Annotated in this window: 16 protein-coding genes; all 16 read left to right on the top strand. The window is 42.6% G+C overall.

What is annotated here, in order from left to right; all coding sequences use genetic code 11:
• The first annotated feature begins 267 nt into the window (after positions 1 to 267).
• The 16 genes from HUF13_RS07460 (at position 268) to HUF13_RS07380 (ending at position 25,619) form a co-directional block, all read left to right on the top strand.
• Entirely contained in the window at positions 268 to 4,131 is a 3,864-nt protein-coding gene (locus tag HUF13_RS07460) for an Eco57I restriction-modification methylase domain-containing protein (protein WP_173474543.1), read from the top strand.
• 28 nt (positions 4,132 to 4,159) lie between these two features.
• Complete coding sequence (locus HUF13_RS07455) at positions 4,160 to 5,329, top strand: ABC-three component system protein (protein ID WP_173474542.1); 1,170 nt, start codon at positions 4,160 to 4,162, stop codon at positions 5,327 to 5,329.
• Position 5,330: 1 nt separating this feature from the next.
• On the top strand, positions 5,331 to 5,831 hold the full coding sequence (locus HUF13_RS07450) for a three component ABC system middle component (RefSeq protein ID WP_173474541.1): 501 nt from the start codon (positions 5,331 to 5,333) through the stop codon (positions 5,829 to 5,831).
• Entirely contained in the window at positions 5,828 to 7,810 is a 1,983-nt protein-coding gene (locus HUF13_RS07445) for a DUF3732 domain-containing protein (RefSeq protein WP_173474540.1), read from the top strand. Before HUF13_RS07450 ends, HUF13_RS07445 begins: the two co-directional genes overlap by 4 nt.
• Before the next feature lie 34 nt (positions 7,811 to 7,844).
• The gene (locus tag HUF13_RS07440; RefSeq protein WP_173474539.1) at positions 7,845 to 9,863 is read left to right on the top strand and encodes an AAA family ATPase; all 2,019 of its coding nucleotides are present in this window, start codon (positions 7,845 to 7,847) and stop codon (positions 9,861 to 9,863) included.
• Positions 9,864 to 9,865: 2 nt separating this feature from the next.
• Positions 9,866 to 10,930 carry a hypothetical protein gene (locus tag HUF13_RS07435; protein ID WP_173474538.1) on the top strand — a complete coding sequence of 355 codons (1,065 nt, stop codon included), beginning with the start codon at positions 9,866 to 9,868 and terminating at the stop codon, positions 10,928 to 10,930.
• 10 nt (positions 10,931 to 10,940) lie between these two features.
• Complete coding sequence (locus HUF13_RS07430; protein WP_173474537.1) at positions 10,941 to 11,141, top strand: hypothetical protein; 201 nt, start codon at positions 10,941 to 10,943, stop codon at positions 11,139 to 11,141.
• 12 nt (positions 11,142 to 11,153) lie between these two features.
• Positions 11,154 to 11,780 carry a hypothetical protein gene (locus HUF13_RS07425; RefSeq protein WP_173474536.1) on the top strand — a complete coding sequence of 209 codons (627 nt, stop codon included), beginning with the start codon at positions 11,154 to 11,156 and terminating at the stop codon, positions 11,778 to 11,780.
• A 164-nt stretch (positions 11,781 to 11,944) separates the two neighbouring features.
• Positions 11,945 to 13,414, top strand: coding sequence for an ATP-binding protein (locus HUF13_RS07415; protein ID WP_173474534.1), 1,470 nt, complete (start codon positions 11,945 to 11,947; stop codon positions 13,412 to 13,414).
• Positions 13,415 to 13,542: 128 nt separating this feature from the next.
• On the top strand, positions 13,543 to 14,790 hold the full coding sequence (locus HUF13_RS07410) for a hypothetical protein (RefSeq protein WP_173474533.1): 1,248 nt from the start codon (positions 13,543 to 13,545) through the stop codon (positions 14,788 to 14,790).
• Positions 14,791 to 14,912: 122 nt separating this feature from the next.
• A complete protein-coding gene (locus HUF13_RS07405; protein ID WP_173474532.1) occupies positions 14,913 to 16,271 on the top strand; it encodes an ATP-binding protein in 1,359 nt (452 codons plus the stop codon).
• Positions 16,272 to 16,359: 88 nt separating this feature from the next.
• Complete coding sequence (locus HUF13_RS07400) at positions 16,360 to 17,679, top strand: GntR family transcriptional regulator (RefSeq protein ID WP_173474531.1); 1,320 nt, start codon at positions 16,360 to 16,362, stop codon at positions 17,677 to 17,679.
• 58 nt (positions 17,680 to 17,737) lie between these two features.
• Positions 17,738 to 18,505, top strand: coding sequence for a hypothetical protein (locus HUF13_RS07395; protein WP_173474530.1), 768 nt, complete (start codon positions 17,738 to 17,740; stop codon positions 18,503 to 18,505).
• 151 nt (positions 18,506 to 18,656) lie between these two features.
• Positions 18,657 to 20,072: a phosphopyruvate hydratase gene (gene eno / locus HUF13_RS07390; protein ID WP_173474529.1), complete on the top strand. Its 1,416-nt coding sequence runs from the start codon at positions 18,657 to 18,659 to the stop codon at positions 20,070 to 20,072.
• Between the two features lie 371 nt (positions 20,073 to 20,443).
• The gene (locus tag HUF13_RS07385; protein WP_173474528.1) at positions 20,444 to 21,610 is read left to right on the top strand and encodes a ribose-phosphate pyrophosphokinase; all 1,167 of its coding nucleotides are present in this window, start codon (positions 20,444 to 20,446) and stop codon (positions 21,608 to 21,610) included.
• Between the two features lie 229 nt (positions 21,611 to 21,839).
• Positions 21,840 to 25,619: a response regulator gene (locus tag HUF13_RS07380; protein ID WP_173474527.1), complete on the top strand. Its 3,780-nt coding sequence runs from the start codon at positions 21,840 to 21,842 to the stop codon at positions 25,617 to 25,619.
• Positions 25,620 to 25,629 lie beyond the last annotated feature (10 nt).

Here is a 25,629-nt window from a genome sequence, read left to right as displayed (position 1 = left end):
TGATAGCCTCGATGTTTGAGATGAGATTTGTTTCCTTACATAAATTAGATTGCTGGGTGTTTCTTGTTCCTGACATTTATGTATGTTTGTCTCCCCCTCGCTCTCCTCCGCCAACCACAGGTCCCAAGGTCCCTGAGCTTGTCGAAGGGCCGCTACCCCTTCTAGCGGGGACACCCCGCAACGCCCCGACTGCAAAAAAACGGGATTTGCCCTTAAAACTATGGGATTGCCATCTTTTGTCTTCAAAAAAGGGTATATTTCGCTTGTATGTCAATCAAGTTCAATTCGCCTAAAAAGTCCGTCAATTCCGCGTTTCTCAAGCTCCCTGTCCCCGTCGAAAAGATGGAGGATTTCAAGCTTTCGCTCAAGAATCTTTACAGCAAGCGGAACACTGCGCAGGACGAAGAATACCACAAGGGCGAAATCTGGAACTTTTTACGCAAGATTTTTGAGCCCGATTATTCGGTGCAGGTCAACCGCCCGATAGACCTTGCGATTTTTAACGGCAATACGGCAAGTGCAAAGCCGGCAGTGATTATCGAAGCGAAGTCGCCGACGAATGCGGCAGAAATGTTTTCGGCGGAGCATCCGAACGTAAAATCGTTGCAGGAACTTGTCTATTACTTTATGCTGGAATACGTGCATTCGGGCAATCACGAAATCAAGTGGCTCGCCATCACAAATTTTGACGAATGGTATTTCTTCGACGTTAAGGACTTTATCCGCTATTTTGGGAACAAGTCAAAACCGATATACGATCAGTTCCTAAAATTCAAGGCGAATCAGATGAGCGGCAACAAGACCTCCGATTTCTACAACGATATCGCGAAACCCGCCATCGACGATTTCCTCGCCTCCTGCGACATCAACGTCGTGCATTTTAATTTGGAAGATGCTTGTAAAAACGTCATTGCGCAAGCGCATGACCGCATCGGCTCGGCAATGAAACACGCAAGCGGTTCCGCTGCACTCGCCTCGCATGTCATTGCGAGGAGCGCAAGCGACGAAGCAATCCATTCCACATCCCACATTTCACATTCCACACCGCTCCTCCCTCTTTTCAAATTCCTCTCCCCGGAAACCCTCCTCGCCAGACCTTTCGCAAACGACAGCAACAGCCTCGACCGCAATTTTTATGCGGAACTCTTGCACATCATCGGCCTCGAAGAAGTGAAAGAAGAAAAGGGTGGCAAGAAAGTCATTCAACGCAAGAAATCCGCAAATCGCGACAAGGCGAGCCTCCTTGAAAGTGCCATCTATCAGCTCGAAGACGATTTCCCGAACAAGGAAGAATGCGAGGCAATGGCACTCCGTCTCTGCATCACATGGGTGAACCGCCTGCTGTTCCTGAAACTTGTTGAATCGCAAATCCTCATGTATCAAAAGGGCGATGTTTCGTACCGGTTCATGAGTATAGACAAAATAGCGAACTTCGACGAACTGAATATTTTCTTTTTCAAGGTGCTCGGCAAGAAAATCGAGGACCGCGACGAAGACGTGCTCAAGCGTTACCCGAATGTCCCTTACCTGAACAGTTCGCTGTTTGAACCGACCGAAGACGAAAAGCACCTGAAAATCCGCGGCATTCCCGATGCCCAGATGGAAATTTTCAACAAGACCGTTTTGAAGGATGAACGCGGCAAACGCGCAAAAGGCACGCTCCCGAATCTGGAATATATTTTCAAGTTCCTTGATGCCTACAACTTCGCAAGCGATGCGCAAGGCGGCGTGACCTCTACGAGCAAAACGCTCATCAATGCGTCGGTTCTCGGGCTCATCTTCGAAAAAATCAACGGCTACAAAGACGGCAGTTTCTTTACGCCGGGATTCATCACCGACTACATGGCCCGCGATGTGCTGGAACGGACCGTGGTGCAGAAGTTTAACGAAAAAAAGTCCTGGAAATGCGAAAATTTGGAAGATGTCTTGGACAAGATTGAAGACATTTCAGAAGCGAATGAAATTGTTGATGACATCCGCGTTGCCGATGTCGCCGTGGGCTCTGGACATTTCTTGGTGTCGGCGCTTAATCGCCTGCTTGCAATCAAATCGGAATTGAACATTTTGTGCGATGCGGACGGCAAACGCATCAAACGTCGCGACCTGATTTTGAAAGTTGATAACGACGAACTTTCTGTAGTTGATGATGAGGGCGAACCGTTCGAATACAAGCCCGGCAACGAAGAAAGCCAGCGGTATCAAGAAGCCTTGTTCAACGAAAAACGTCGCATTATCGAGAATTGCCTTTTCGGCGTTGACCTGAACCCCAACAGCGTGAACATCTGCCGTTTACGCCTTTGGATTGAACTTTTGAAGAACGCCTACTACACCAAGGAAAGCGGCTACAAACAACTTCAGACCCTCCCGAACATCGACATCAATATCAAAGTCGGCGATTCGCTGCTGAGCCAGTATCCTGTAAATGCAGGTCATAAAGTCGCAGACTTTTTAAGTGCAGAAGAAAAGAACGACCGCAAAAAAGATAGCCTCAATACCGCCCTTATTGAATACCGTAAATGTGTAAATGATTATAAAACTGGAGGCACGCAAAATTCCAAGGTATTACTTCGTCAGAAAATTGCGGGCCTAAAAAGCCGTATCGTAGAAGACGGGCAGATTGAAATGTTTGACGAATACAATGGTTCTGCGGGTAATACCATCGATTTTTCCAACTCGCTCGAATGGATGTTCGAATTTCCAGAAGTTTTGGACGAAAAAGGTCGCTTTGTTGGCTTCGATGCAATTATAGGAAACCCGCCGTATGTGCAGCTCCAGAGCATGGGCGAGATGAGCGACGTTTACAGCAAACGAGATTACAGTTGCTACAACAAGTCCGCAGACCTTTATTGCCTTTTTGTGGAACGTGCCTACAGCCTGCTGAAAAAGAACGGATATTTCTCGTTCATCATGCCGAACAAGTGGATGCTCGTGGATTACGGCAAGGAACTGCGACAATTCATGAGCCAAACTTCGCTCAAGAAAATTCTCAATTTTGGCGATGTCCAGTTCTTTGCCGATGCGACCATTTACGTGTGCATATTTGTATCGCAAAAGTCTGGCGACAAGATGCCTGTTTTGGCGTGCTCGCTAAACAGCAAGAACTATCACGGCGAATTCGAAAAAGAAGTCAAGGCCGCGACATTCGAGTTCCCGACAGAAAATTTCGGAGCAAGCGAATGGAGTATCCGCAACAAACTCCACGATTCCGTATTGCAGAAAATGAACGTCGGCACGGCTCTGAAAGATATGCCAATTTCGATTTATCGCGGCATTTTGACCGGCTTCAACGACGCTTTCTTTATTGATGGAAAGACGAGAGAAAAACTCATTGCCGAAGACCCCAAGAGTGAAGAACTCATAAAGCCACTGCTTCGCGGTCGAGACATTAACGCATGGGTGACGGAAAAAGAAGACCAGTATCTTATCGGAACTTTCCCGGCATTAAACCTTGACATCAACCAATATCCGGCAATCAAGAATCATCTGCTGAGTTTTGGCATCGAAAAGTTGGAACAGACCGGTGCCAAGCATATTGTGAACGGCGAAGAAATCAAGGCTCGCAAGAAAACCAGCAACAAATGGTTTGAAACGCAGGACCAGATCGGATATTATAAAGAATTCGCCAAACCGAAAATTGTATATCCGAACATGACATCGGTATTTCCGTTTACCTATGATGAAACCGGCTCTTTCAGCAACGATAAATCTTTTATCATTACGGAAAAGGACAATTCGCAGAATTTGCCAAAGGGAACGGAAAACGTCATTGCGAGCGAAGCGAAGCAATCCAATGCGAAAAGTCACCCTGGAGCCGAAGGCGATAGGGCCCACTTACTGAAAGCCCTCCTCGCCATATTCAATTCCAACCTTGTCAAACTCTGGATATGGTACAACTGCCCTGAGCTCATGGGCGGCACCCGAGAAATCCGCAAAGCCTACTTCGAAAACCTCCGCATCCCCCTAGAAAACGCGGAACTCCTGCAACAACTCGCCACTCTCGCCGATGAAATCATCACCGCAAAGAAAAATGGTGAAGATACAACAGATTTAGAAACCCAAGTCAACACTCTTGTCTATCAACTCTACGGCATCACCGATACCGAAGAAATCGAAGCCGTGGAGAAGAGGTAAAATCAAATTTATATAGCTAGAGGCATTTATGAATTCTTCTGCTGCTGGTCAATTATTTGGATATACATTGCAGTATCCGAGAGCGTTGCTTCGATTGATTGAAGCATCTGATGATGCATTTGTATCGGTTGAAGATTTTGGTGATGTTGGAGTTGAAAATGGTGAGGGTGTAAAAATATCAGAAGAAGATAAATCGTCTATAGCAGGGAAGTCCCCTGTATTGGATCGATCCGAGAATTTGTGGAAAACATTTTATAATTGGACGCAGGCTGTTGTAAATAATGAATTGGATGCTAATCGGGACTTTTTTATTCTATATGCGAATCACGAATCTAAAGAAGATTCGATAATTGTAAAATTATCAAAGGCCGGAGCGAATAATGTCTCGGCAACGCTTTCTGCAATAAAGACAGATGTTATTGATGTTTTGAGCGACTCCGAGCATCCGCTATATAAGTATGTTTATTGTCTATTCAATCAAAATTACAAATTGTTTGAAAAAATTGTAGCACGATTTGAATTGGTTTGTGATAAAAATGCTGATAATGTGTATGATGAGATAAAGCGCATTTTAAAAAATCGTTTAATGCTTCCTGAATCGCGAGATGTTTCTGTTTTAGTTAATTGTTTGACAGGATGGCTTCAAGAAGAATTAATGAAAAAAATTGCTGCTAGACAAGTTGCAACGATTTCTCGAAAAGATTTGGTTAAGTATGCGTATCCGCAAATAAAAAAATTAAATAACGATTGCTTGATTGATTTTGCTGGATCAAAACTTCCTGGAAACGATTATGCAGAAAATCAAGTAAACCAAAAACCAACTTATATTAGACAAATGGACTTTGTAAATGCAGATCAGGATGAAAAAATAACTGCTGTATTGGATTTTTATAGAGCTGGCGAAAATAGAATTAAATGGATAGATGATGATATAATATCTAAAGAAGATATAGCAATTTTTGAAAAGAATTTGATTGATGCCTATAAATCAGAACGTAAAAAAATATCTTTGACTATGCAATCATCGGATGATGTTCAAAGGGGGCATTTGTTGATGATTAATTGTATGGATAAGGATATGCAATTAGGAGTGCATAAGCCTCCTTATAAAACTGTTGCAGGGTCTTATCATGCTTTGTCTAATAATGAAGAATTAGGTTGGCATCCAGATTGGAAAAATAAATTAAAGCAGGAATAGAATGAGCAGTTTAGTAGAAGAGTATGAAGAATGGAATACTCCTCTTATAGGAGCTTTCCTTTTATGGGCTTTTAATAAAAGTTATGTTGAACATCATTCTACAAATGATGCTGCTGTTGTTATCGAGGATTTTTTGGTGTATTCTTTGCTCATGTCAAAAAATTATAACGAACGGATAACAAATCGAACAACAACTGTTGCTGCATATGTGCAGAGTTTTACTGATAAAAAGCAGTCCGACATTTTAGCCTCCCTTGTTTCTAAAATAAATGAGGATAAGGAAATTGCGTTGAAATCCGTAGATTTTGCTGTGAGTTTTGGTTTGTTGGTTTGGGATTGCGAAACTGCAAAATTGTATCCTAAGTCACTGGATGATAATCAGATGTCTGTATTGAAAAATTTGCCTATAATGAAACTTCAAAAGAAAGCAGAAATTTTAGGTAAGTGGTTTTCTCAAGTGAATTTAAATACATTACTCTCTTTGTTTGGAGTTGTTCTATGAATTTTCAAGTAAAAAATATTGTCATTTGGCCGAAAAATGAAAATTTTGGGCCTCGAATTATAAAGTTCGAGTTAGGGAAAGTTAATGTTATTACAGGGAAATCAAGAACGGGTAAAACTGCAATAATTCCTATTGTAGATTATTGTCTTGGCTCGTCAAAATGTTTGATTCCCATAGAGGTTATTAGAGATAATGCTTCGTGGTATGGTCTTGTTATTTCTTTGGATGAAGATGAATTTTTAATAGCACGCAAAGTTCCTGTTGGAGACAAGGCTTCTAATGATTTTTATTATGATCGCCAGCAAGAAATAGAAATTCCACATAAAATTGAGGAGAAAAATCAATCTTTAGAAAGCGTAAAAACAATTTTAAATGGAGTATGTGGGCTTCCGTATGTAGAAAGCGATGAGAATACATCTAAGTTGGAAAGTCGCTTGAGTTTTCGCGATCTAACACGTTTGATTTTGCAAAGTCAGGATGTTGTGGCTAACCAAGCAATTTTATTTTATAAAAGTCATAAAACGGAATACAGAGAACGACTGAAAAAATGGTTCTCTTTTATACTTGGTGCGGAAAATTTTGAACTAATTGAAAAAAGGAAGCGATTAAAGGAACTTCAACTTATTTTTGTTCAAAAACAACGTGAATATGAAAGAACGAAAAAGGTGTCAAATATATGGCTGAATAATATACTTATTGACGTTCAAAAATTAGTTCATTTAGGCTTTGTAGATGGTATAGAAACAAAAGAGAATGACCAAGATGAATTAGTAAGTATTGCGAAAAAAATTATAGCAACTCCCAAAAGTTATCTTGTTTCCGTAAAAAATGCAAACGATTCGTTTGATGCCGATTTTAAGGCTTTTGACCTGAAAGAACAAGAAATTGATGACGAAGTGGCGCGTATTTCAAAACGATTGAGAAATTTGGCGAAAGTTGAAAAAGCGTTACAAACTGTTGGAAATGGGACAAAACGAAAAATAGAGCGATTGAAAATATCAACTTGGTTTGAAAATATTGCTAAGGAGTCCTCCAAATGTCCGTTTTGCGGAGGCATAGAGCACCCTGCTGCATCTAGTGAATTTGAAAAAATTTCAATAGCGTTAAAGAAATATGAAAATTTAGCGAGTTCATCATTTGAAATGCCGGCCGCTGTAAGTCGAGAAAAGCAAAATCTTCAAAAGAGACTCGAAGAATTGGATTCTGAAAGAAAATTGATGGAACAGAGGCGAAATGCTTTGTTTTCTGAAAATGAATCCGCAAAACAAGAAAGTTCCCGTCAGGAAGAGATATACCGTTCTCTAGGAAAATTGGAAAAGACTGTAGAGTTGATTGAATCTTTATCTGATGAAGGATCTCTTTCCGAAGAATTAGTTGAGTTGCAAAAAAGAATTGATGAATGTGAAAAATATATTAGGGAACATGATTCAAAAACTCTTTTAGAACATCGGCTGGCAGAAATTTCTCAATTGATGCTGAATCGTTTGAAAACGCTTGATGTAGACCCTAAATATCAAAACATTCCGCCTGAATTTTCAATAAGTGAGTTGTCTATAAAAGTGCAGGATGATTCGGGATACGACCATTTACTGAGTGAAATAGGTAGTGCTTCAAACTGGCTTTCCTTTCATTTAGCTTTAATTTGTGCTTTGCAGGAATTTTTTGCTCAAATGAGGAATCCTGCTTCGTTTACACCTTCTTTTGCAATTTTTGACCAACCTAGTCAAGTGTATTTCCCTCGTACTGTAAAGAGTTCTGATGATGATCCGCAATATGATCCAGATGAAATAAATTCCGTAAAGAAAATATTCCAAACATTGTCGAATTCTGTTACGGCGTTGAATGGTAAGTGGCAAGTAATAGTTCTTGACCATGCGGGTTCCGATATTTATGGAAGTATTGAAAATGTTTATGAAGTGGAAGAATGGAGAAATGGAAATTATTTAATTCCGATGGAATGGATTGAATCTGGAAAATAACAAAAAAATTGGTTTGATAAAAATAAGGAAGAAAATGGAACAGAAAAATTTATTTTGTATTGCAGCTTTAAAAATCGGCAAAGATTGTTCAAAGATTGTAAGAAAAAATCTTAAACCAGGATTTTATTTTTTTAACAATCGCTGTTGTCTTGAAAATGATAAGATTGTTTTAAATCCCGAATATAATATTGAAGAAAATATATATGGAAAAAATATTTTTCTTCATGCAATTGTTGGCATGAATGGAAGCGGTAAGTCATCCTTGCTTGAATTGATTTATAGAATGGTCAATAATTTTTCCTTTCTTCTTGATGTAAAAAAAAGAGAGAGATCGAATTTACTTTTCGTTTGCGGTATTGATGCAGAACTATATTATACAATCAATGATATTCTGTACACTCTTGTTTGTAAAGGAGAATCGGTTTATTTAATTGAGAAAAAGAATGAGTGTGAAGAGACTATAATAAGTGAAGAAACTTCTGACATTATTGGGGTGACGAAGAATTTCTTTTATAGTATTGTTACAAACTATTCTATGCAATCACTTATATCTTCGGATTATAAGGGGGAAAAGTGCTTTGAAATTCCAGGAGTAGGGCGGACTACTATGAAATCATGGATTCATAGAATTTTCCATAAAAATGATGGCTATGCAACGGCGATAGTTCTTAATCCATATAGAAGTGAGGATGGATGGATTGATGTGGGAAAAGAAGAACGTTTTACGGTATCTAGATTGTCGTCGTTGCTTTATTATTTTGAAAAAAAAGGATTGAGACTAATAAATGAATACGGCCTTAAAAACGTTACATTTAAATATGATCGTCAGTATGTCCGAGAACGATTAAATCCATGGCTTAAAGAATTAGCGAAAAAAGAATATATCAAAAATCAGACTTTTGAGAAAGCTGATAAAAAAATCTGTCCAGAATATGATTCAGAATTGAATGATTTTCTTCTAGATGTTCAAAATATTTTCTTTGATTTAGGCTCTTTTCTAAAAGGGAATCCAAATACAATTTTTGGTATTATTGCTAAGGAATTTGGGTTCGATGAAAAAGCCGTGTACGATGAAATGGAAATTTATTCGTATGGCTACTTGGCATACAAAGTTTTGTCAATAGTTTCTAAATATTCATTATATTCAAATTATCAAGATTTAGGAAACATATTGAAATTAGATAGGATTGTATTGGGAAAAGAAAAAAGTTTGTTAACTTCACTTGTAAATAAAATTATAAATGAGGATAAATCACATATTACAGTTAAAGTACATCAAGTGTATAATTTTTTAAACAGTTATGATTCGGTGAAAAAACTTAGTAGAAAACCCAATGGCTTTTCTGTCGAAGACTATTTGAAATGTCTGAAGTTTGATTCGACAGATGCTTCTTTGATGGACCTGAAACGTCATCTTCCTCCACCGTTCTTTGTCCCATCTGTTTTTTTGTACAAAGACCAACATGGTTATAAAAAAACAATAAATAATATTCCTTTTGAAAAACTTAGTTCGGGTGAAAGACAACTTTTTAGCACTTTAAGTACTTGTGTTTATCATATAGAAAATTTAATGTCCGTAAAATCTAAGGATATTCCGAAGTATAATAATGTCAACTTGATATTTGAAGAAATAGAAATAAGCTTTCATCCTGATTATCAGCGCTGTTTTGTCGATAATCTCATTTCTATGATCGAAAGGCTTGGCTATAATAATAAATTTATGATAAATATTATTTTGGTAACACATTCTCCTTTTGTCCTGTCGGATGTTCCTAAACAAAACATTTTGTATTTAAAAAACGGGAGAGATGTAAGCGATACTATTCGTGTCAATCCGTTTGCAGCGAATATCTGCGATGTTTTGCATCAAAGCTTCTTTTTGGAAAACGGTTTTATAGGAGCGTATGCTCAAAAGCAAATAGACAAGTTAATTGATTCTTTTGATAGTAAGAAAAGAATAGATAAAGAAAAAATAAAATCTCGCATTAATAATTTAATAGGTGAACCTATTATAAGAGATTATATGCTTGATAAAATTGCTCAAGAGGAGTGATTATGCGTCGACTTCTTTATTCTGATTTTGAAACAACTGCGAAAAAATATCGTGATAATATTTTTAAAAATTTGAAGCAAAAGCCCAAAGATAATTTGGATGCTTTAAAAAGTAAAATTACCGCAACGCAGAGTAATGGATATCAAAAATATATTGATTATATAGACGAAATAATAAACAATTTTGAAGATGAAAATAATCCAGAAGATATACTTTTAGCGAAACCTTCAGAGGTAAAAAAAAGTTGGGATAATTATAAAAAAACAAAATCCTTTTGTCCCAATGATTATTTTTATAAACACAGGGCTCTGTTTTTGACTAAAGCGGATTTGGAAGAATCTCCATGGAATGATCCCAAGGATATGACTCAATTTAATGATGCGATTGTTGATGCGTTGAGATATGATTATGTACGAAATTCTCCTAATGGATTTGTTTCGTATTTTGATGATCTTAAGATAAATGCTTGTGTTTATTGTAATGCGAGTTATATTGTTAACACGAATGTGCAATGTTTGACCACTAAAGGAAAAACATGTTTAGATGATATGGGACGCTATGAGTTGGATCATTATCTTCCTAAATCTGAATACCCCTTTTTATGTGTTTCGTTTTATAATTTGCAACCAAGTTGCCCGTTCTGCAATCGATGGAAAAGCATCAAAGATAGCGAGTTCTATTTGTATACGGATGACTCTAATGATTTGGATCCTTTTAAATTTGATTTTGATAAAAAAGTAATCACAAGTTTATCTGTAGATAAAAGTAAAATGGCAAGAAATATTCATTTAAATAGCCAAAATACACAATTGAAAATAAATCATAACAATGTCTTTCATATTGATGACTTATATAAAGCTTTTGATGATGTGTTGGAGGAACTGCTTTGGTATAAGAATGCTCAGACAAAAGGATATCTAAAAAATATAAAAGCAACTTATAGGAAATTCTTGTCGAATGATCAAATTGTGCGCTTATTATATAGGTTTTATGCAAATGAGGATATACACAAAAGGCCTTTATCAAAAATGAGGTTAGACTTGGCTAAAAAATTGAAATTGTATTAGGACTCTTCCCATGCTCTTCACTCCCACAGGTACATTTTATTCCAAGGTTCAATTCAAGACCGAAGAAGAGGTCGAGAAGGTTGTCGTCCGCAACTTCAAGCTTCTCTTCGGTGACTATTCCATCTTGCTACCAAAAAGTTTAATTCGGACTTCTGGCGGCAAGGGGACTGTTCCCGATGGCATCATCGTGGATTTCAAGGGGAACCGATAGTTCATCCTGGAGGTGGAACGCGGCGACCACGAAACGTGGGGGCATATCGCTCCGCAAATCAGCAAGCAGCTTGTCGCGGTGATGAATCGCGAGACGAAGAACAAGATTACGGAACTTTGCATTGCCGAAATCGGAAAGCAGAAGGAGTTCTCGAAGCTTCTTGAATCCGACCTGAAAATTCAGCAAATCCATGTGCACGGTTTTGTTCAGAAGATTCTGGAAAAGGACCCGATTGTCTCTTTGCCGATAGACTATTCCCCGAGCGACCTTGAGGAATGGGCATCGATGCAGAAGGTCGATGTGCAGATTCAGCATATCGAGAAATACATGAACGGCAAGGGTGAGGTGCTTTACGACTTTCCGGATTTGGAATTGACTCAGGAAAAGGAATCCTTGAAGACAACAGACAAGAGCAACGCTTTGTACGAGATTGTGAAGGCAGGGCTTTTGAACGTGGGCGATGCCGTGCATTTCGATTACGGCCCGAAGGGCAAACTCAAGACGTATTTCGAAGGAAAAATCTGTTCCGATGGAATCGAGGTGGACGGAATCGTTTCTTCGGCCAGCGTTTCTGCCTTGCGTTGCATTCAGCAAATCAGCCCGTCGCGCACAACGACGAACGGCTGGGTCACCCCGTAGTCCCGTCAATGGCGGCAGCGTTTGTTGCCGGAGGTGCTAGAAACGGCCTCACTTTCTGGAAGAATAAAGACAGGAAGATGCTGAAAAGCCTTGGGAAGTGAGGAAAAATCGGGCCTATTGCACTCACCGCCCCAATAATCTATTTTAGCTCCTAGAGGAAAAATATGCGTATAGAAGAAATCCTTGCAATGGAAGAATCTCAGACTTTTGACCGCAAGAGCGTTAATATTGCTCCGCGCGATTTTTCGAACCATGTCTGTGCGTTCGCCAATGCTGATGGCGGGATTATCGTTGTAGGGTTTTCAGACAAGACTCGTAGAATAGATGGGGTCGATCATCACAAACGCGAAGTAAATGAGCTGCTGCGAGTCCCGATGGATTTCTGTATGCCGACAGTCCCTTTCGCTCACGAATTTGTTGAGTGTGTTGATTATAAGGGGCGCGCGAACCATGTGTTGGTATTCCATATTGATGCAAGTCCGTTTGTTCACGAAAATCAGGCCCATGATGCTTATTTGCGAATTGGCGACAAGTCTAAGATTTTGTCTTACGATGACCGTATGACTCTCAGTTTCGACAAGGACTTGCGTTCGTTTGAAGATGTTCTTGTTCCGGAATCCGGTTATGATGATGTCGATGAGGCTTATCTCAAAGAATATTTGAAGTTAATTGGCTATTCTAAGTCTCCGCATGAGTATTTGTTGCATAATAATAACTTTGCTAAAGTAAAAGAGGGCGTTGTTCATTTGAGTGTTGCCGCAATACTTCTTTTTGGCAAAAATCCGCAGTTATTCTTCCCGCGTGCAAGAGTGCGTTTCATTCGTTATGAGGGAATCGAGGAAAAATTCGGTGCGGAAATGAATGTTGTTAAGGACGTAACATTTGAGGGGCGGATTCTTGAACAGGTTCAGAAGGCTGTCGCCTATATCCAGACGCAGATTAAGGAACGGACTTATCTGACTAAGGGAGGAATCTTCACGACGGAGCAGGAGTATCCTGAATTTGTCCGTACTGAACTTGTTGTCAATGCTGTGACCCATAGAGATTATTCCATTCGGGGGACGGAAATCCAGATAAAAATGTTCGATGACCATCTTGTTGTCGAGTCTCCGGGGAACCTTCCGAGCCAAGTGAAGATAGAAGCGATCAGAAACGCTCATTTTGCCCGTAATTCGCATATTGCGGAATACCTGAAGGACTACAAGTATGTGAAGGATTTTGGGGAAGGTGTTGATCGCATGTGTCGGGAAATGGAAGCGCAGGGATTGCCGAAACCAGAATATCGGCAGGATGCTTTCATTTTGAAGGCTATCGTTAAAAATTCGGGATTTGGGTCGAAAAACTTAGGGATTGGTGACAAAAACTTAGGGATTGATGGTGAAAACTTAGGGATTGCTCGGCTCAAGTCTGAGATCTTAGATGCTAAGTTGAATGCCTCGGTAAGGGATAAAATATTGCAACTTGTGAACGAAATCCAAATAAATCAAGTTTTTGGTGCTGGCGATATTGTGGATATCTTAAAGTGTGCTCCGGCTACTGCGACCAATCTTATAAAGCGGATGAAAACGCTAAATATAGTGGAACCTGTTGTGGGCGCAGGCAAGGGAAAATACGTATTGCGCCGTGCTAAGTAGATTGTGCAATCATGAACCCACAAGAATTTCTCGTATTAATCAAGGGAGATTTTCTAATCGGTGAATCAGAAGCGTAATTGTATCCGCAAAAATTTTCCGCAAGTTGCGGAAGAATTGTCTAAAGAGCCATGGAAACCCGAACCATGCAACCACTAAAACTTGAAGATCTCACCGCCCAGTTCGACAGCATCGTCCGCAGGTATCGCGACGGTGGGCTTATCGCTTACCGCGACGCGCGCTATTTCACGAATGACATGCTGAATCTTTTCGAGCGAATTGAAAGGCTTCGCCTGTTTGTAAACAATGACGGCGCCAAGAAGGTCCTGGTCCATTTCACGAAAAAGCTCGGGAACCTGAACATTGACGACTCGAACGGCGAAATGTCAATTCTCCTGCCGGAATTCAAGAGTCTTTGGATGAGTTTTTTGAATACGGCGTCGGCCGATGTCATTACGGAATGCCGCAAGTGGATAGAGAACAACATCCTGAAAACGGAAATGTGGCTTGTGGAAGGCGAACTGTGGGATGTGTACAACGAGGCGTTCAACAGTGTGGCCGACCTGAAGGCGAAACTCAAGTTTTTCGACAAGATTATCGAATGTGAAAAACAGAGTGACAGTATCCGCTCGTACCGTATAGGGGGCTGGGCTTGTTCACGCGCTACCGTAATGCGTAAGCTGAAAATGGACAATTCCGAAGTCAAGAAGTATCTTGCCGACTATGCGACGTTTACGGATTCCGCCTTTTTGCTGTTCGATATTTTGGTGGAAGAATCGAAATTCGAAGAAGCCGAGAAATGCCTAACGAACTTGCTGGACACGCATAAAAACTGGCCGGGGCTTGCAGAAAAGGTCCATGCCAAGTTGAAAGAAATGTACCGTGCGACAGGCCAGACAGAAAAGTTCGGCGACATGCTGAAAACGATGGTTGTTGCGCAATCCAGAATGGATTTTTACAAGGAATACAAGGACTTTGTCCCTAAGCAACGGTGGAAAGGCGCTCTGGTTGAATTATTGAATTCGATTACCAAATGGGACTTTCGGATGGATGTCCTTGCGTACGAAAACATGACGGATGAACTCTATGCGTCTTTTTGCAGGGTGTTTTCGATTGGGCCGAGCTTTTTTTATTTCAAGCGTTACGGCAAGGCGTTGTGCCCCAAGTACAATGCAGAATTTGTCAAGATGTTCATGGAATATCTGGATGGCGCAATGGTGCGTGCCAGCAACCGTAAGGAATACAGGAATGTTGTCCGCGAAGCGGGCGAACTGCTCAAGTACGAAGGCGGCCTCCCGGAAGTCAACCGGCTGAAAATATCTTGGCTGTCGCGGTTCAAGAATCGCCCCGCTATGAGAGACGAACTGGAAAAAATTTAGTCTTGATGCGCTTTTTTTTGTTCTAACCCTGCGTTTTATTCGAATTTTATCGTTTTTAACATTGCGTTTTGTTTGATTTTTGTGTATATTTAATGTTGCGTATTGTAAAAAAGGCTGGAAAAATGAAGCCATTTAAGCGAAAAATCTACAAGAAACTCTTAGACTGGAAGGCTAAATCCAATGGCGATACAGCTCTTTTGATAGAGGGGGCTAGACGCATCGGCAAATCCACTATCGTCGAAGAATTTGGGAAAAATGAATACGAGAGCTACCTTCTGGTAGATTTTACGATTGCCAGCGCTACCGTCAAGGAGGCCTTCCAGAACCATCTGAACGATTTGGATACATTTTGGATGCTCCTTTCGTCTGTTTACCATAAGACTTTGCATCGCCGAAAATCGCTTGTCATCTTTGACGAGATTCAAAAGTTCCCCAAAGCAAGGGAAGCGGTCAAGTATTTGGTCAAGGACGGGCGTTACGATATCATTGAAACGGGGTCACTGATTTCAATCAAGGAAAACGTGAAAGACATCAATCTCCCGTCGGAAGAGCATTCCGTAAAGATGTTCCCTATGGATTTTGAGGAATTTTGCCTTGCTTTGGGTGAAGCTCCGCTTATTGACTATTCAAAAAAATGTTTCGATTCCAAGATTCCGTTAGAGAATAATCTACACAAGAAAGCGACGCTTTTGTTCCGCCAGTACATGCTTGTGGGCGGAATGCCAAAAGCTGTTGCGCAGTTTATACAAAATGACAGAAATTTTTCTGCTGCCGATGTTGAGAAAAGAAAAATCCTTGAGACCTACAGAAACGACATTGCAAAAATAGGTCGCGAATACCGTTCAAAGGTACAGTCCATTTTCGACCAGATTCCGTCGTTCCTTTCGCAACATGAAAAACGGGTCCGTCTAAGGGGTGTTGAAGGTAGCGTGGGTGAATCTTATGAAGACACGTTCTTTTGGCTCGCGGATTCGATGATTGCCAACGAGTGCTTCAATACGACAGACCCAAACATAGGACTTTCGTTAAACGAGAAAAGGGCATATATCAAGTGCTATATGGGCGATACGGGACTTTTGATTAGCCATACGTTTGATGAAAATCAGCTTGCCGATGAAGATCTTTATCTAAAAATTCTACAGGGAAAACTTTCTTTAAATGAGGGAATGTTTTTCGAGAATGTTGTGGCTCAAATGCTGTCGTGCAATGGACATAAACTTTACTATTACAATCATTACAACGCAGAAAAGAAGCGCAATGACATTGAGATTGACTTTTTGATAGGAACAGGAAACAAACTTCGCCGAAAGATAATTCCCATCGAAGTCAAGTCCAGCCGGAATTATACGACAACTTCTTTAGAAAAGTTTATCGAAAAATTCTCTGGGCGAATTGACCATAGTGTCGTAGTACATCCAGGAAACCTGAAAATACAGAACGGAATCACCTACATTCCTGCCTATATGGCTATGTACTTGTAGTTTTTTTTCTTCCTCATCTTCCTTTTGGTGATTCTTATAAATCCTATATTTCTTCTAAACTGTATCTACTGTTCTTTTGAGGCTCACCATGACAATCGAAGATTTTTGCAAGTGGATTGAATCGTCTAATTTCAAGGATGGGGAGCGGCTCCCGTCTGTGCGCGAGGTGGCTGCGTCTTCGGGGGCTTCGACGTTCACCGTTTTCCGTGCATACAAGAAACTGGCCTTTCAGGGGAAGATTTATGCAGAACACGGCAACGGCTACTTTTGGGGGGCGAAACCTAAAATCGAGGTATCCGCGCACGAGTGTGAAACGGAACGCGTAGAGCGATTGCTGCTGGAGGACTGGAAGTCGGGAAAGATTTCGGTTAATCGCCCGCTCCCGTCAATCAAGGACATGTGTCAGTCTTATGCGACGACATTAGGAACCATGCGGCGTACACTGGAATCATTGCATGCAAAGGGAACTTTGGAACGCAAGGGGCAAGGTCGTTATTATTTTGTCGATGCCCGGTTGGCGGTTTCTAAGACAAAAGAAATTCTCCTAATTATGCGCTGTAACCCTAACGGGGATTTTAATTGCCTTGGTGAACGCGAACTTTCGTTTATGCGAAAAGTGTATGTGGAGGCACATCGCAATAACTTAAGCGTCAAGGCGCTAGGCTATTTCGAGGATGAAGGCGCATTCCTAGACGCTAGTGGTAACCGCATCAAGTTGGAGGATTGCCGAGGCTGCTTTGGTGCTGCTGTCTCGACGATGCTCGTGTTCAATATCAATAAGTTATTTGCAAAGCTTGCAACGACGCGTTTCCCTGTGGCTGTGTGGTGGGAACATCCGCTGTACGACATTCCGCGTGCGCTGAAAAAAGAAAAGCGATTTGCATTTTTTAATCTCGCTTTTGGTGAATTTCCGGGGCGCATTGTCGGGCGCTTTTTGAAGAAAAAAGGCATGACGCGAATTGCCTTTGTTTCGCCTTACCACATGAGCATGTGGTCGAGGGATCGCTTGAAAGGTCTTAAGAATGTGGGGCTTGAGGTGCTCGAAGCGACCGATGCATCGCATGCGAGCCCTTATGACTTTATGCAGGAACCGCGTGCACACGCACGCTATAGACAAATTTTAATGACGCTCGTGAAAAAAATCCCGCCTGTGGATGCGTGGGTTGTTTCTAACGACAGGGTCGGAGTCGAGCTTATTTCGCTTGCGAACCAGGGCAAGATTTTGCACCCGCCTTACATGGTTTCGTTCGACAATTCTACGGACAGCTACCGCAACCGCCTGGATTCTTTCGAGTTCAACGTGGAAACGCTTGCAGAACAGTCTGTATTTCACTTGGTTTCGCCTGGAATTACCTTGTATAAAATAGGCGATTTCCGAGAACTCTCGGGGCATGTTGTAGAGAAATAAAAATATTTTTGTATATTCAAAAAGAGTGTTTCGAAAAACGAACTTTGAGAGTTCTTTAATGAGATCAAATGTGTTATTCTGCATTTTGATGCTTGCGGTATGTGCTATTGCACAACCGTCTGCGCAGGATTTGCAGGACTCGTTGGATGCAGATTCTCTTTCGAAAATTTCGCTTGCGCTGGATGTTGATACGAACGGCGTTGTTGATACGAATAAAGTCGAACATATTGATGCTGGGATTGAAAAAACATCGGATGCTAAGTATGAATATTTTCCGAGCGGTTTTTTTATGGAAATCGCTTATCATGCTCCATCAGTAATTCAAATTCCGTTTTTTGGAATAAGAAATAATAGACGTCTTTGGGGAAAAGATGGCGTAGGTGCTGGCATGACAGCTTTATCTGTAGATGTAGATATTCGGTCGGATGGAGTCAGAATATCTGATGAATTTTTGTGGGCGTTTATTTTATCTATGTTGGTTTCTGGAAGTCCCAATGATCCCACTATTAACAGAGAAAAACGTGATAGGATTTCGGAATGGGTTGAATACATATTGATTGGCAATACTTATTGGGCTCTGTCTGAAAAATCTAGAATTGGGCTCTTTGAATCACATCATTTTGTTGATTATGGGATTAGTAATTTAGTTTATTCCGAAGGCTGGGAACTAGGCTGGTCTCAGGCTGCTGGTGTTAGGATCGTTTATTCCGGTAGTTATAAGGAAGGTGGATATTATATTGATTTGGGCGGTCATGTAAGAATTACAAATCGCCATTTCCGTTTTGGAGCTTTTGTACAGCTGGGCTTGTTTGGATCGTCCAAGTAAATCCTTTGCATGGCTCAGGATGATGGGAAACATCAACAAACCTCTAATAACTAAATCTTCACATTTTTTTCTAATCACTAACCACTAATCACTAACCACTTTTTTATATTTAAAACACAAAAATTTTCACTTTAACAGAAGGTTAAATAAAATGGCTAAAATCGAAAAAGTTTGGGCTCGTCAGATCCTGGATTCCCGTGGCAATCCGTCTCTCGAAGTTGATGTCACTCTTGACGACGGTTCCGTTGGTCATGCTGCTGTTCCGAGCGGCGCTTCCACCGGTGAACGCGAAGCTTGCGAACTCCGCGACGGCGACAAGAAGACCTATCTCGGCAAGGGCACGCTCACTGCCGTGAAGAACGTCAACACCAAGATTGCCAAGAAGATCATCGGTATGGATGCCGCTGACCAGACTGCAGTTGACGATGCTATGATCGAACTCGATGGCAACCGCATGCTCAAGAACACCCTCGGCGCAAACGCTATCCTCGGCGTTTCCATGGCTGTCTGCGTTGCTGCTGCTAAGTCCGCTGGCCTTCCGCTTTATCAGTACATCGCCAAGCTCCATGGCACTGAAAAGCTCACCCTCCCGTGCCCGATGTGCAACGTGATCAACGGTGGTGCTCACTCTTCCGCTCCGATCGACTTCCAGGAATTCATGATCGCTCCGGTTGGCGCTAAGACTTTCTCCAAGGGTCTCCAGATGGTGACCGAAATCTTCCACGCTCTTAAGGCTGTCCTCAAGAAGGGTGGTTTCGATACGACCGTCGGTGACGAAGGTGGCTTTGCTCCGGGCGTTGCTATCAAGCCGGCTAAGAACAAGTTCGGTTACGAAATCAAGGACGTGATGACCCTCGAAAAGGCTCTCGCTGCTTTGAAGACCGCTACTGAAAACGCTGGTTACGTTTTCGGCAAGGACATCAAGATCGCTCTTGACGTTGCTTCTTCCGAATTCTGCGACAAGGATACTGAAAAGGAAGGCTCCAAGGCTGTTACTTACACGTTCAAGAAGAGCACCAAGAAGACCCTCAAGTCTGCTGAAATGGTCAAGCTCTATGAAAAGCTCATTGACAAGTATTCCATCTTCTCCATCGAAGACGGTCTCGATGAAGCAGACTGGGCAGGTTGGAAGGTTCTTACCGACAAGCTCGGTGGCAAGATCAACCTCGTTGGTGACGACCTGTTCGTTACGAACCCGACCATCTTCGACGAAGGCATCAAGGCTGGCATCGCTAACGCTATCCTCATCAAGGTGAACCAGGTCGGTTCTGTTTCTGAAACCCTCGCTGCTATCAAGCGCGCTCAGGTCGAAGGCTATGCTCCGATCGTTTCTCACCGTTCTGGCGAAACCGAAGACACCTTCATTGCTGACCTCGCTGTCGGTACTGCCGCTGGCCAGATCAAGACTGGTTCCCTCTCTCGTACGGACCGCGTCTGCAAGTACAACCGCTTGCTCCGCATCGAAGAAGAACTCGGCAAGGCTGCTGTCTATGCTGGCGATCCGCGCAAGGGTGCCAAGGCTCCGGCTAAGAAAGCTCCGTGCAAGAAGGGCTGCAAGAAGGCCTAATCAGGCGAGTGTCGCGACGGCAAGCTTGCTTGCCGGCATGACCGAGCCGCAAGGCCTGCGCAACGAAGTAGCGCAACGCCTAATCAGGCGAAAGTCGCATTAGCAAGTTTACTTGCTAATATGACCGAGCCGCTTAGGACAGCGCAACGAAGTAGCGCAACTAATCTAAGTTTTTAGATTTGCTAAGAGAAGCCGCTCCCGTGTGGGCGGCTTCTTTGTACAACAAATAGTTACTTTGTTCTAAATCACGCGGTTTGCGACGTCCCTGACAATTTGTTTTTGTTTTTTTAGATGCTCAAAACTTGAAACCCCGCCCAATTCTAACTATATTTGGTCTAATCACTCACAACCCTTAAATCAAGGCTAGGAAAATGTCAGATCGTTTTATCGTGACCGGCAACTTTACCGATGATCCGTTTGCCATCGACATGGCTCAGTACATCGGCCTCCGTGAAGATATCTCCGACGTAGTCTCCCTGAAGACTTTCGCCAACTCCGAATTCTGCCCCCGCTACATGCTGGATGTGGACGATATGGAACATATCGGCCGCCGCTTGGAAGGCAAGATTGTCTTGATTTGCTCGGTTTCGAACCACGAACGCAGCCGTAACGACTACGCCATGCGCAACTGCATCCTCGCTCGCGCCGCCAAGGATAACGGTGCCGAACAGGTCGTTCTCGTGGAACCGGATTTGTTCTATAGCGCCCAGGACCGCGGTCCGCACCGCATTGGCGAACTCGAAAAAGATCGCCCGGATATCGACCTCAAGAAGTTTGACGGTCAGGCATTTACAAGCCTCCTCTACGCTCAGCTTTTGAAGACAGCCGGCGTTGATGCCGTTGTGACTTGCCACAACCACAGCATCAAGGTGCAGAACCTTTTCAACGATGTTTTCGAAGGTCACTTCCACAACTTGATTCCGACCGACGTCTATGCCCACTACATCAAGAACAGCAACTTTGTTCAAACCGGTAAGGATGGCAACAACCTCGTGATCGTTTCTCCGGACAAGGGCGCACGTCCGTTCATGAACGCCGTGTACGATGCTCTCCAGCTCCCGGAATGCAAGCGCGTTGTTATGGACAAGGTTCGTACGGGTGAACGCGAAATTTCTATGACTTTCAACCCGGAACTTTCCGACATTAGCATCGAAGAAATTGAAGGTAAGGACGTGATCGTATTCGACGACATGGTCCGTACCGGTACAACGATTGTGCAGTGCTGCGAACACATCAAGAAGGGCCACCCGAACCGCGTATGCTTCGGCGTGACGCACTTCCACACCAGTGCTGAAGCTCGCGAAAAGCTCAACAGCCACGCCATCGACGAAATTCTCACGACCTCCACGCTTCCGGATATCATGAACCGTGACTGCCAGGGTCGCCTCCGCAAGAAGCTCACTGTGCTCAAGCTCGGCAAGTGGATTGCTCGCCACGTGATGCAGATGTACGGCATGGACGACGGACGTTTCGAGAAGGACTTCTACAAGATCGATATGTCCTCCAAGAACCCGCGTTGGCCGCCTGCATTCTTCTAGTCTTTGTTGTATATGGAAAGGATCCCGGACATCGTATGATGTTCGGGATTTCTTTTATGGCGTTGTCGTGCCCGCCATGCGCGGGCGTTTACTTTTTGGAAAATTTTTCTGTAAATATGGTATAAATGTCGTAAAAAAGTGTTGTTTGGCTTGACATTATTATTTTCACTGGTTTGAAATATTGGTAATAAAACGTATTATTTTTATAAGGTAGTTATGGTAAATGTTTATGGCTGAAAATTCTAACCCCTTGACGACAAATATTTTAGACGCCGTTGGCATTGGGCTATGGGCTGTTGAAATTGATGATGGCTGTGCACCACGCATGAGCGCTAACAAAACCATGCTGAAGTTGCTTGGTCTTTCGGAGGGCGTTTCTGGCGAAGATATTTTTCATGCTTGGTTCGATAATATTGATCCTGAGCATTTTGCTGAAGTCAAGGCGTATGTCGATAAGATGAGCGTCGGTCAGGCGGCTGAAATTCAGTACCCATGGCATTCTCCCGATGGTCGTGTCCGATTTGTGCGTTGCGGAGGGAACCGTAATTTTGATTATAAAAAGGGCATACGGCTTGAAGGCTGGCACAAGGATATAACAGAGCTTGCGTTAATCCAAAAGACGGCTGAAGAAGAAATGCGTCAAGAAATCACGACGATGGATTTGGACGTGAAGCGAGAGCGTTTGCAAAGTGCCTTGAACGAAAAACTTTATGGAAGAGCTATTCTTGATAAGGCCTACAGTTACTTCAAGGTGAATCTTTCCGAAGGGAAAATTATTCGGCCGTTTATCCAGATAATCGAGGGCAAGTCGGTCGATGTGAGTGATTCGTTTTCCTCTGAATTTCCGTCGTACGATGCGGTTGTCCGCAAAATTGCTGAGCAACTTGTCGATAAGGAATACAGGCGGACTTTTGTTCAGCATCTTTCGGCGAAGACTCTGATTGAGCAGTTCCAAAAAGGCGATTCGATCCCGGAATACACTTGTCGATTTTATTCGCCGCATATCGGTTGGCATTACAGCCGCTTTGTCTGTTACGTTTCCAAGGATGAAATCTTGAATGAGTATCAGGCCATGATGGTGGCTTATAACGTTTCGGAGCAGCAAAAGCAGGATGCTGCTATTCGAGATTGCATCGATGTTCTTTATAAGGAAAACCGTTCGAGGGATGCTATCGAAGAACTGCTTTCGACGCTTGCTTCTTTTTATGCGGCCGACAGAGCTTACATTCTCGAAAGCGACAGGGATAAGCAATACCTGAGTAGCACGTATGAATGGTGCCGTAAGGGGGTAAGGCCTAGTAAGGCTGACCTTCAGCGGCTTCCGTTTGTGTTCGTTAATCCGTGGATTGAATCTGTCGGGGATATGGACGCTGTTTATCTGGATTCGCAAAATGACGAATATGGTGTTTGGGAAAGATTGTATAGCGAACTACCGATTCAGGATGTAAAGGGTATAAGTGTTTCGACGATCGTGTCTGACGAAGGACGCTATGGATTTCTCGTGCTCGACAACCCGAAGGAATCGCAAAAGAATTTTGCGGTGCTAAAGCTTGTGGCAGGCTTTGCCGAAAACGAAATCAACCGCAGAAAACGTATGGAAGAAGATGCTGCGGTGACGTCGCTTTTGGCATCGGATTACTCGTGCATTTTCTATTGCGATTTGGAATCGGACAAGGTGACCGCACATAAGCTGAATACGAATATCCAGAAAATGCTTGGCAATTCGCTGAACGAAATGACGTATGGCGCTGCAATCGACTTTATTGCAAATAAAGTTGTCTCTCCAGAAAATGTCGATTTCGTTATCAGGAAACTTTCTGTTAGAAACTTAAAGCCGCTTCTTCAGAAACAAGGCGTTACAAGCTTTGAGTACGTCAACTATGCCGACCGTTTTTGCGAATGTAAGGTTGTTGCGGTAAACAAAAAGCAAAGAGCTTTTGTGATTGGCTTTGCCGATAAGGACGAGCAGATTCGTACAGCTCGCATGCATCAGAAAAAGATCGAGCAGGATTTGGAAATTATTGATATCCTGGCTTCGGAGTATTCCTCGGTCTATTACATCGATCTTGAAAAAGATTCCATTACGCCTTATTCGATGAATAAGGAATCCATGTCGCTTTTTGGTAGCCGTTTCCGTTCGGGCGTGTTGTATTCTAAGGCGTTTGAAGATTATGTGAATGGCGTTGTCTGGGAACGCGACCGTCAAATGATGCTTGATGCCGGTGCAATCGATAATATCAAGAGAGAACTCTCCTTGAGAAAAACGTTTATTACAACATATCGAGGCAATGTCGATGGGCGCCCGCACTATTGCGAAATGAAATTTGTGAAAGTGGGCAATGAGTTTGATAGCCCAAAGGCTGTCGCTCTTGGCTTTGCAGAAAAGGACGACTTGATTCTCAAGGATTTCGTGAACGATATCCTCTATGATGATTACGTTTCTATTTACTTTGTGAATGTCGAGGATAATTCTTTCCGTACCATCAAGGCTTCGAATGTGTCGTGGGTGGAAAAGCGTCCGCCGTACAGCACGTATTCTGGTGAAGTCAAGAAAATCAGTGGCCTTGTTGCGGATGATTTTAAACAGGATTGGCTAAAGCTTTCGAACTTGTTCTATGTGCAGAAATTCTTGAAAGAAGCCGACCAGCGCGAACTGGAATTCAAGATTGAAAGCGGTGAATGGCTGCGCGCCAGATTTACAACGATTGAACGTGATGAAAAAAATGAAGTCGTTTCGTTTGTTCTTTCGTTTATGCTCTTGAGCGATGACCAAGTCGAAAAAATTGAATTGGACGCAAAGGTTGCGGAACAGAACGACTTGCTTGAAAAACAACAGGTCATGCTGCAAAAGGCGCTTTCGATGGCGCAATCGTCCGACCGTGCAAAGACGGCGTTCCTTTCGAACATGAGCCATGATATCCGCACGCCGATGAATGCTATTGTCGGTTTTACCGGACTTGCCATGGCGCATATCGATGAAAAGGATGTTGTGCTGGGTTACTTGAAAAAGCTTGGACAAAGCTCGAACCATTTGCTTTCGCTGATCAATGATGTGCTTGACATGAGCCGCATTGAATCGGGTAAGATGTCTTTGTCGGAAAATACCGAAAGTCTCGTCGATATTATCGATACGCTCAAGGATATTGTACAGGCGGATGTCGATGCCAAGAATCTTGCATTTGAAGTGAAGACGGATATCCGCAATTCAGGAATCGTGTGTGATAAGCTCCGCTTGAACCAGGTGTTGCTCAATGTGCTTTCGAATGCCATCAAGTACACGCATGCGGGTGGTTCCGTCATGATGCAAGTGGATGAAAAGGAATCGCAAAAGCCCGGCTTTGCGCTGTTCGAATTCCGCATCCGTGATAACGGTATGGGCATGAGCGAGGAATTCCTGAAGACGATTTATGAACCGTTTACGCGCGCAAATTCTTCGACCGTGAGCGGTATTCAAGGGACTGGCCTTGGCATGTCCATCACCAAGAATATCGTAGAGATGATGGGTGGCGATATTGAAATCTTTAGCGAAGAGAACAAGGGTACAGAAGTTGTTCTGAATATTGATTTCAGGCTGCATAACAAGAATAATGCCGGTTCAAAATTTAAGGTGGGGACTTCTAATTTTGCGGGCAAGAAAGTTTTGCTTGTCGAAGACAACGAAATGAACCGCCAAATTGCATGTGATATTCTTGCTGATTGCGGTTTCGTGGTTTCTACGGCTGAAAATGGAAAAGAAGCTGTTGAGTTGATAAAAAAATCTGTGCCAAAGCAGTATGATCTAGTCCTTATGGATGTGCAGATGCCTATAATGGACGGCTTTGCGGCAACGCGGGCTATACGTATGCTTCCGGCGCGTTACCAGTCTCGCATTCCGATTGTTGCCATGACTGCGAATGCATTTGAAGAAGATCGCAAGGCCGCACTAGATGCTGGCATGGATGAACACATCTCCAAACCGATAAACGTTGATAAAATGAAATATATTTTGTCTAAATTTATTAAAAAGTGATGATTGAAAA

Origin of the sequence: Fibrobacter succinogenes (assembly GCF_902779965.1) — a bacterium.
Taxonomy (GTDB): Bacteria; Fibrobacterota; Fibrobacteria; order Fibrobacterales; family Fibrobacteraceae; genus Fibrobacter; species Fibrobacter succinogenes_F.
This window is presented reverse-complemented; position numbering and strand designations above follow the sequence as displayed.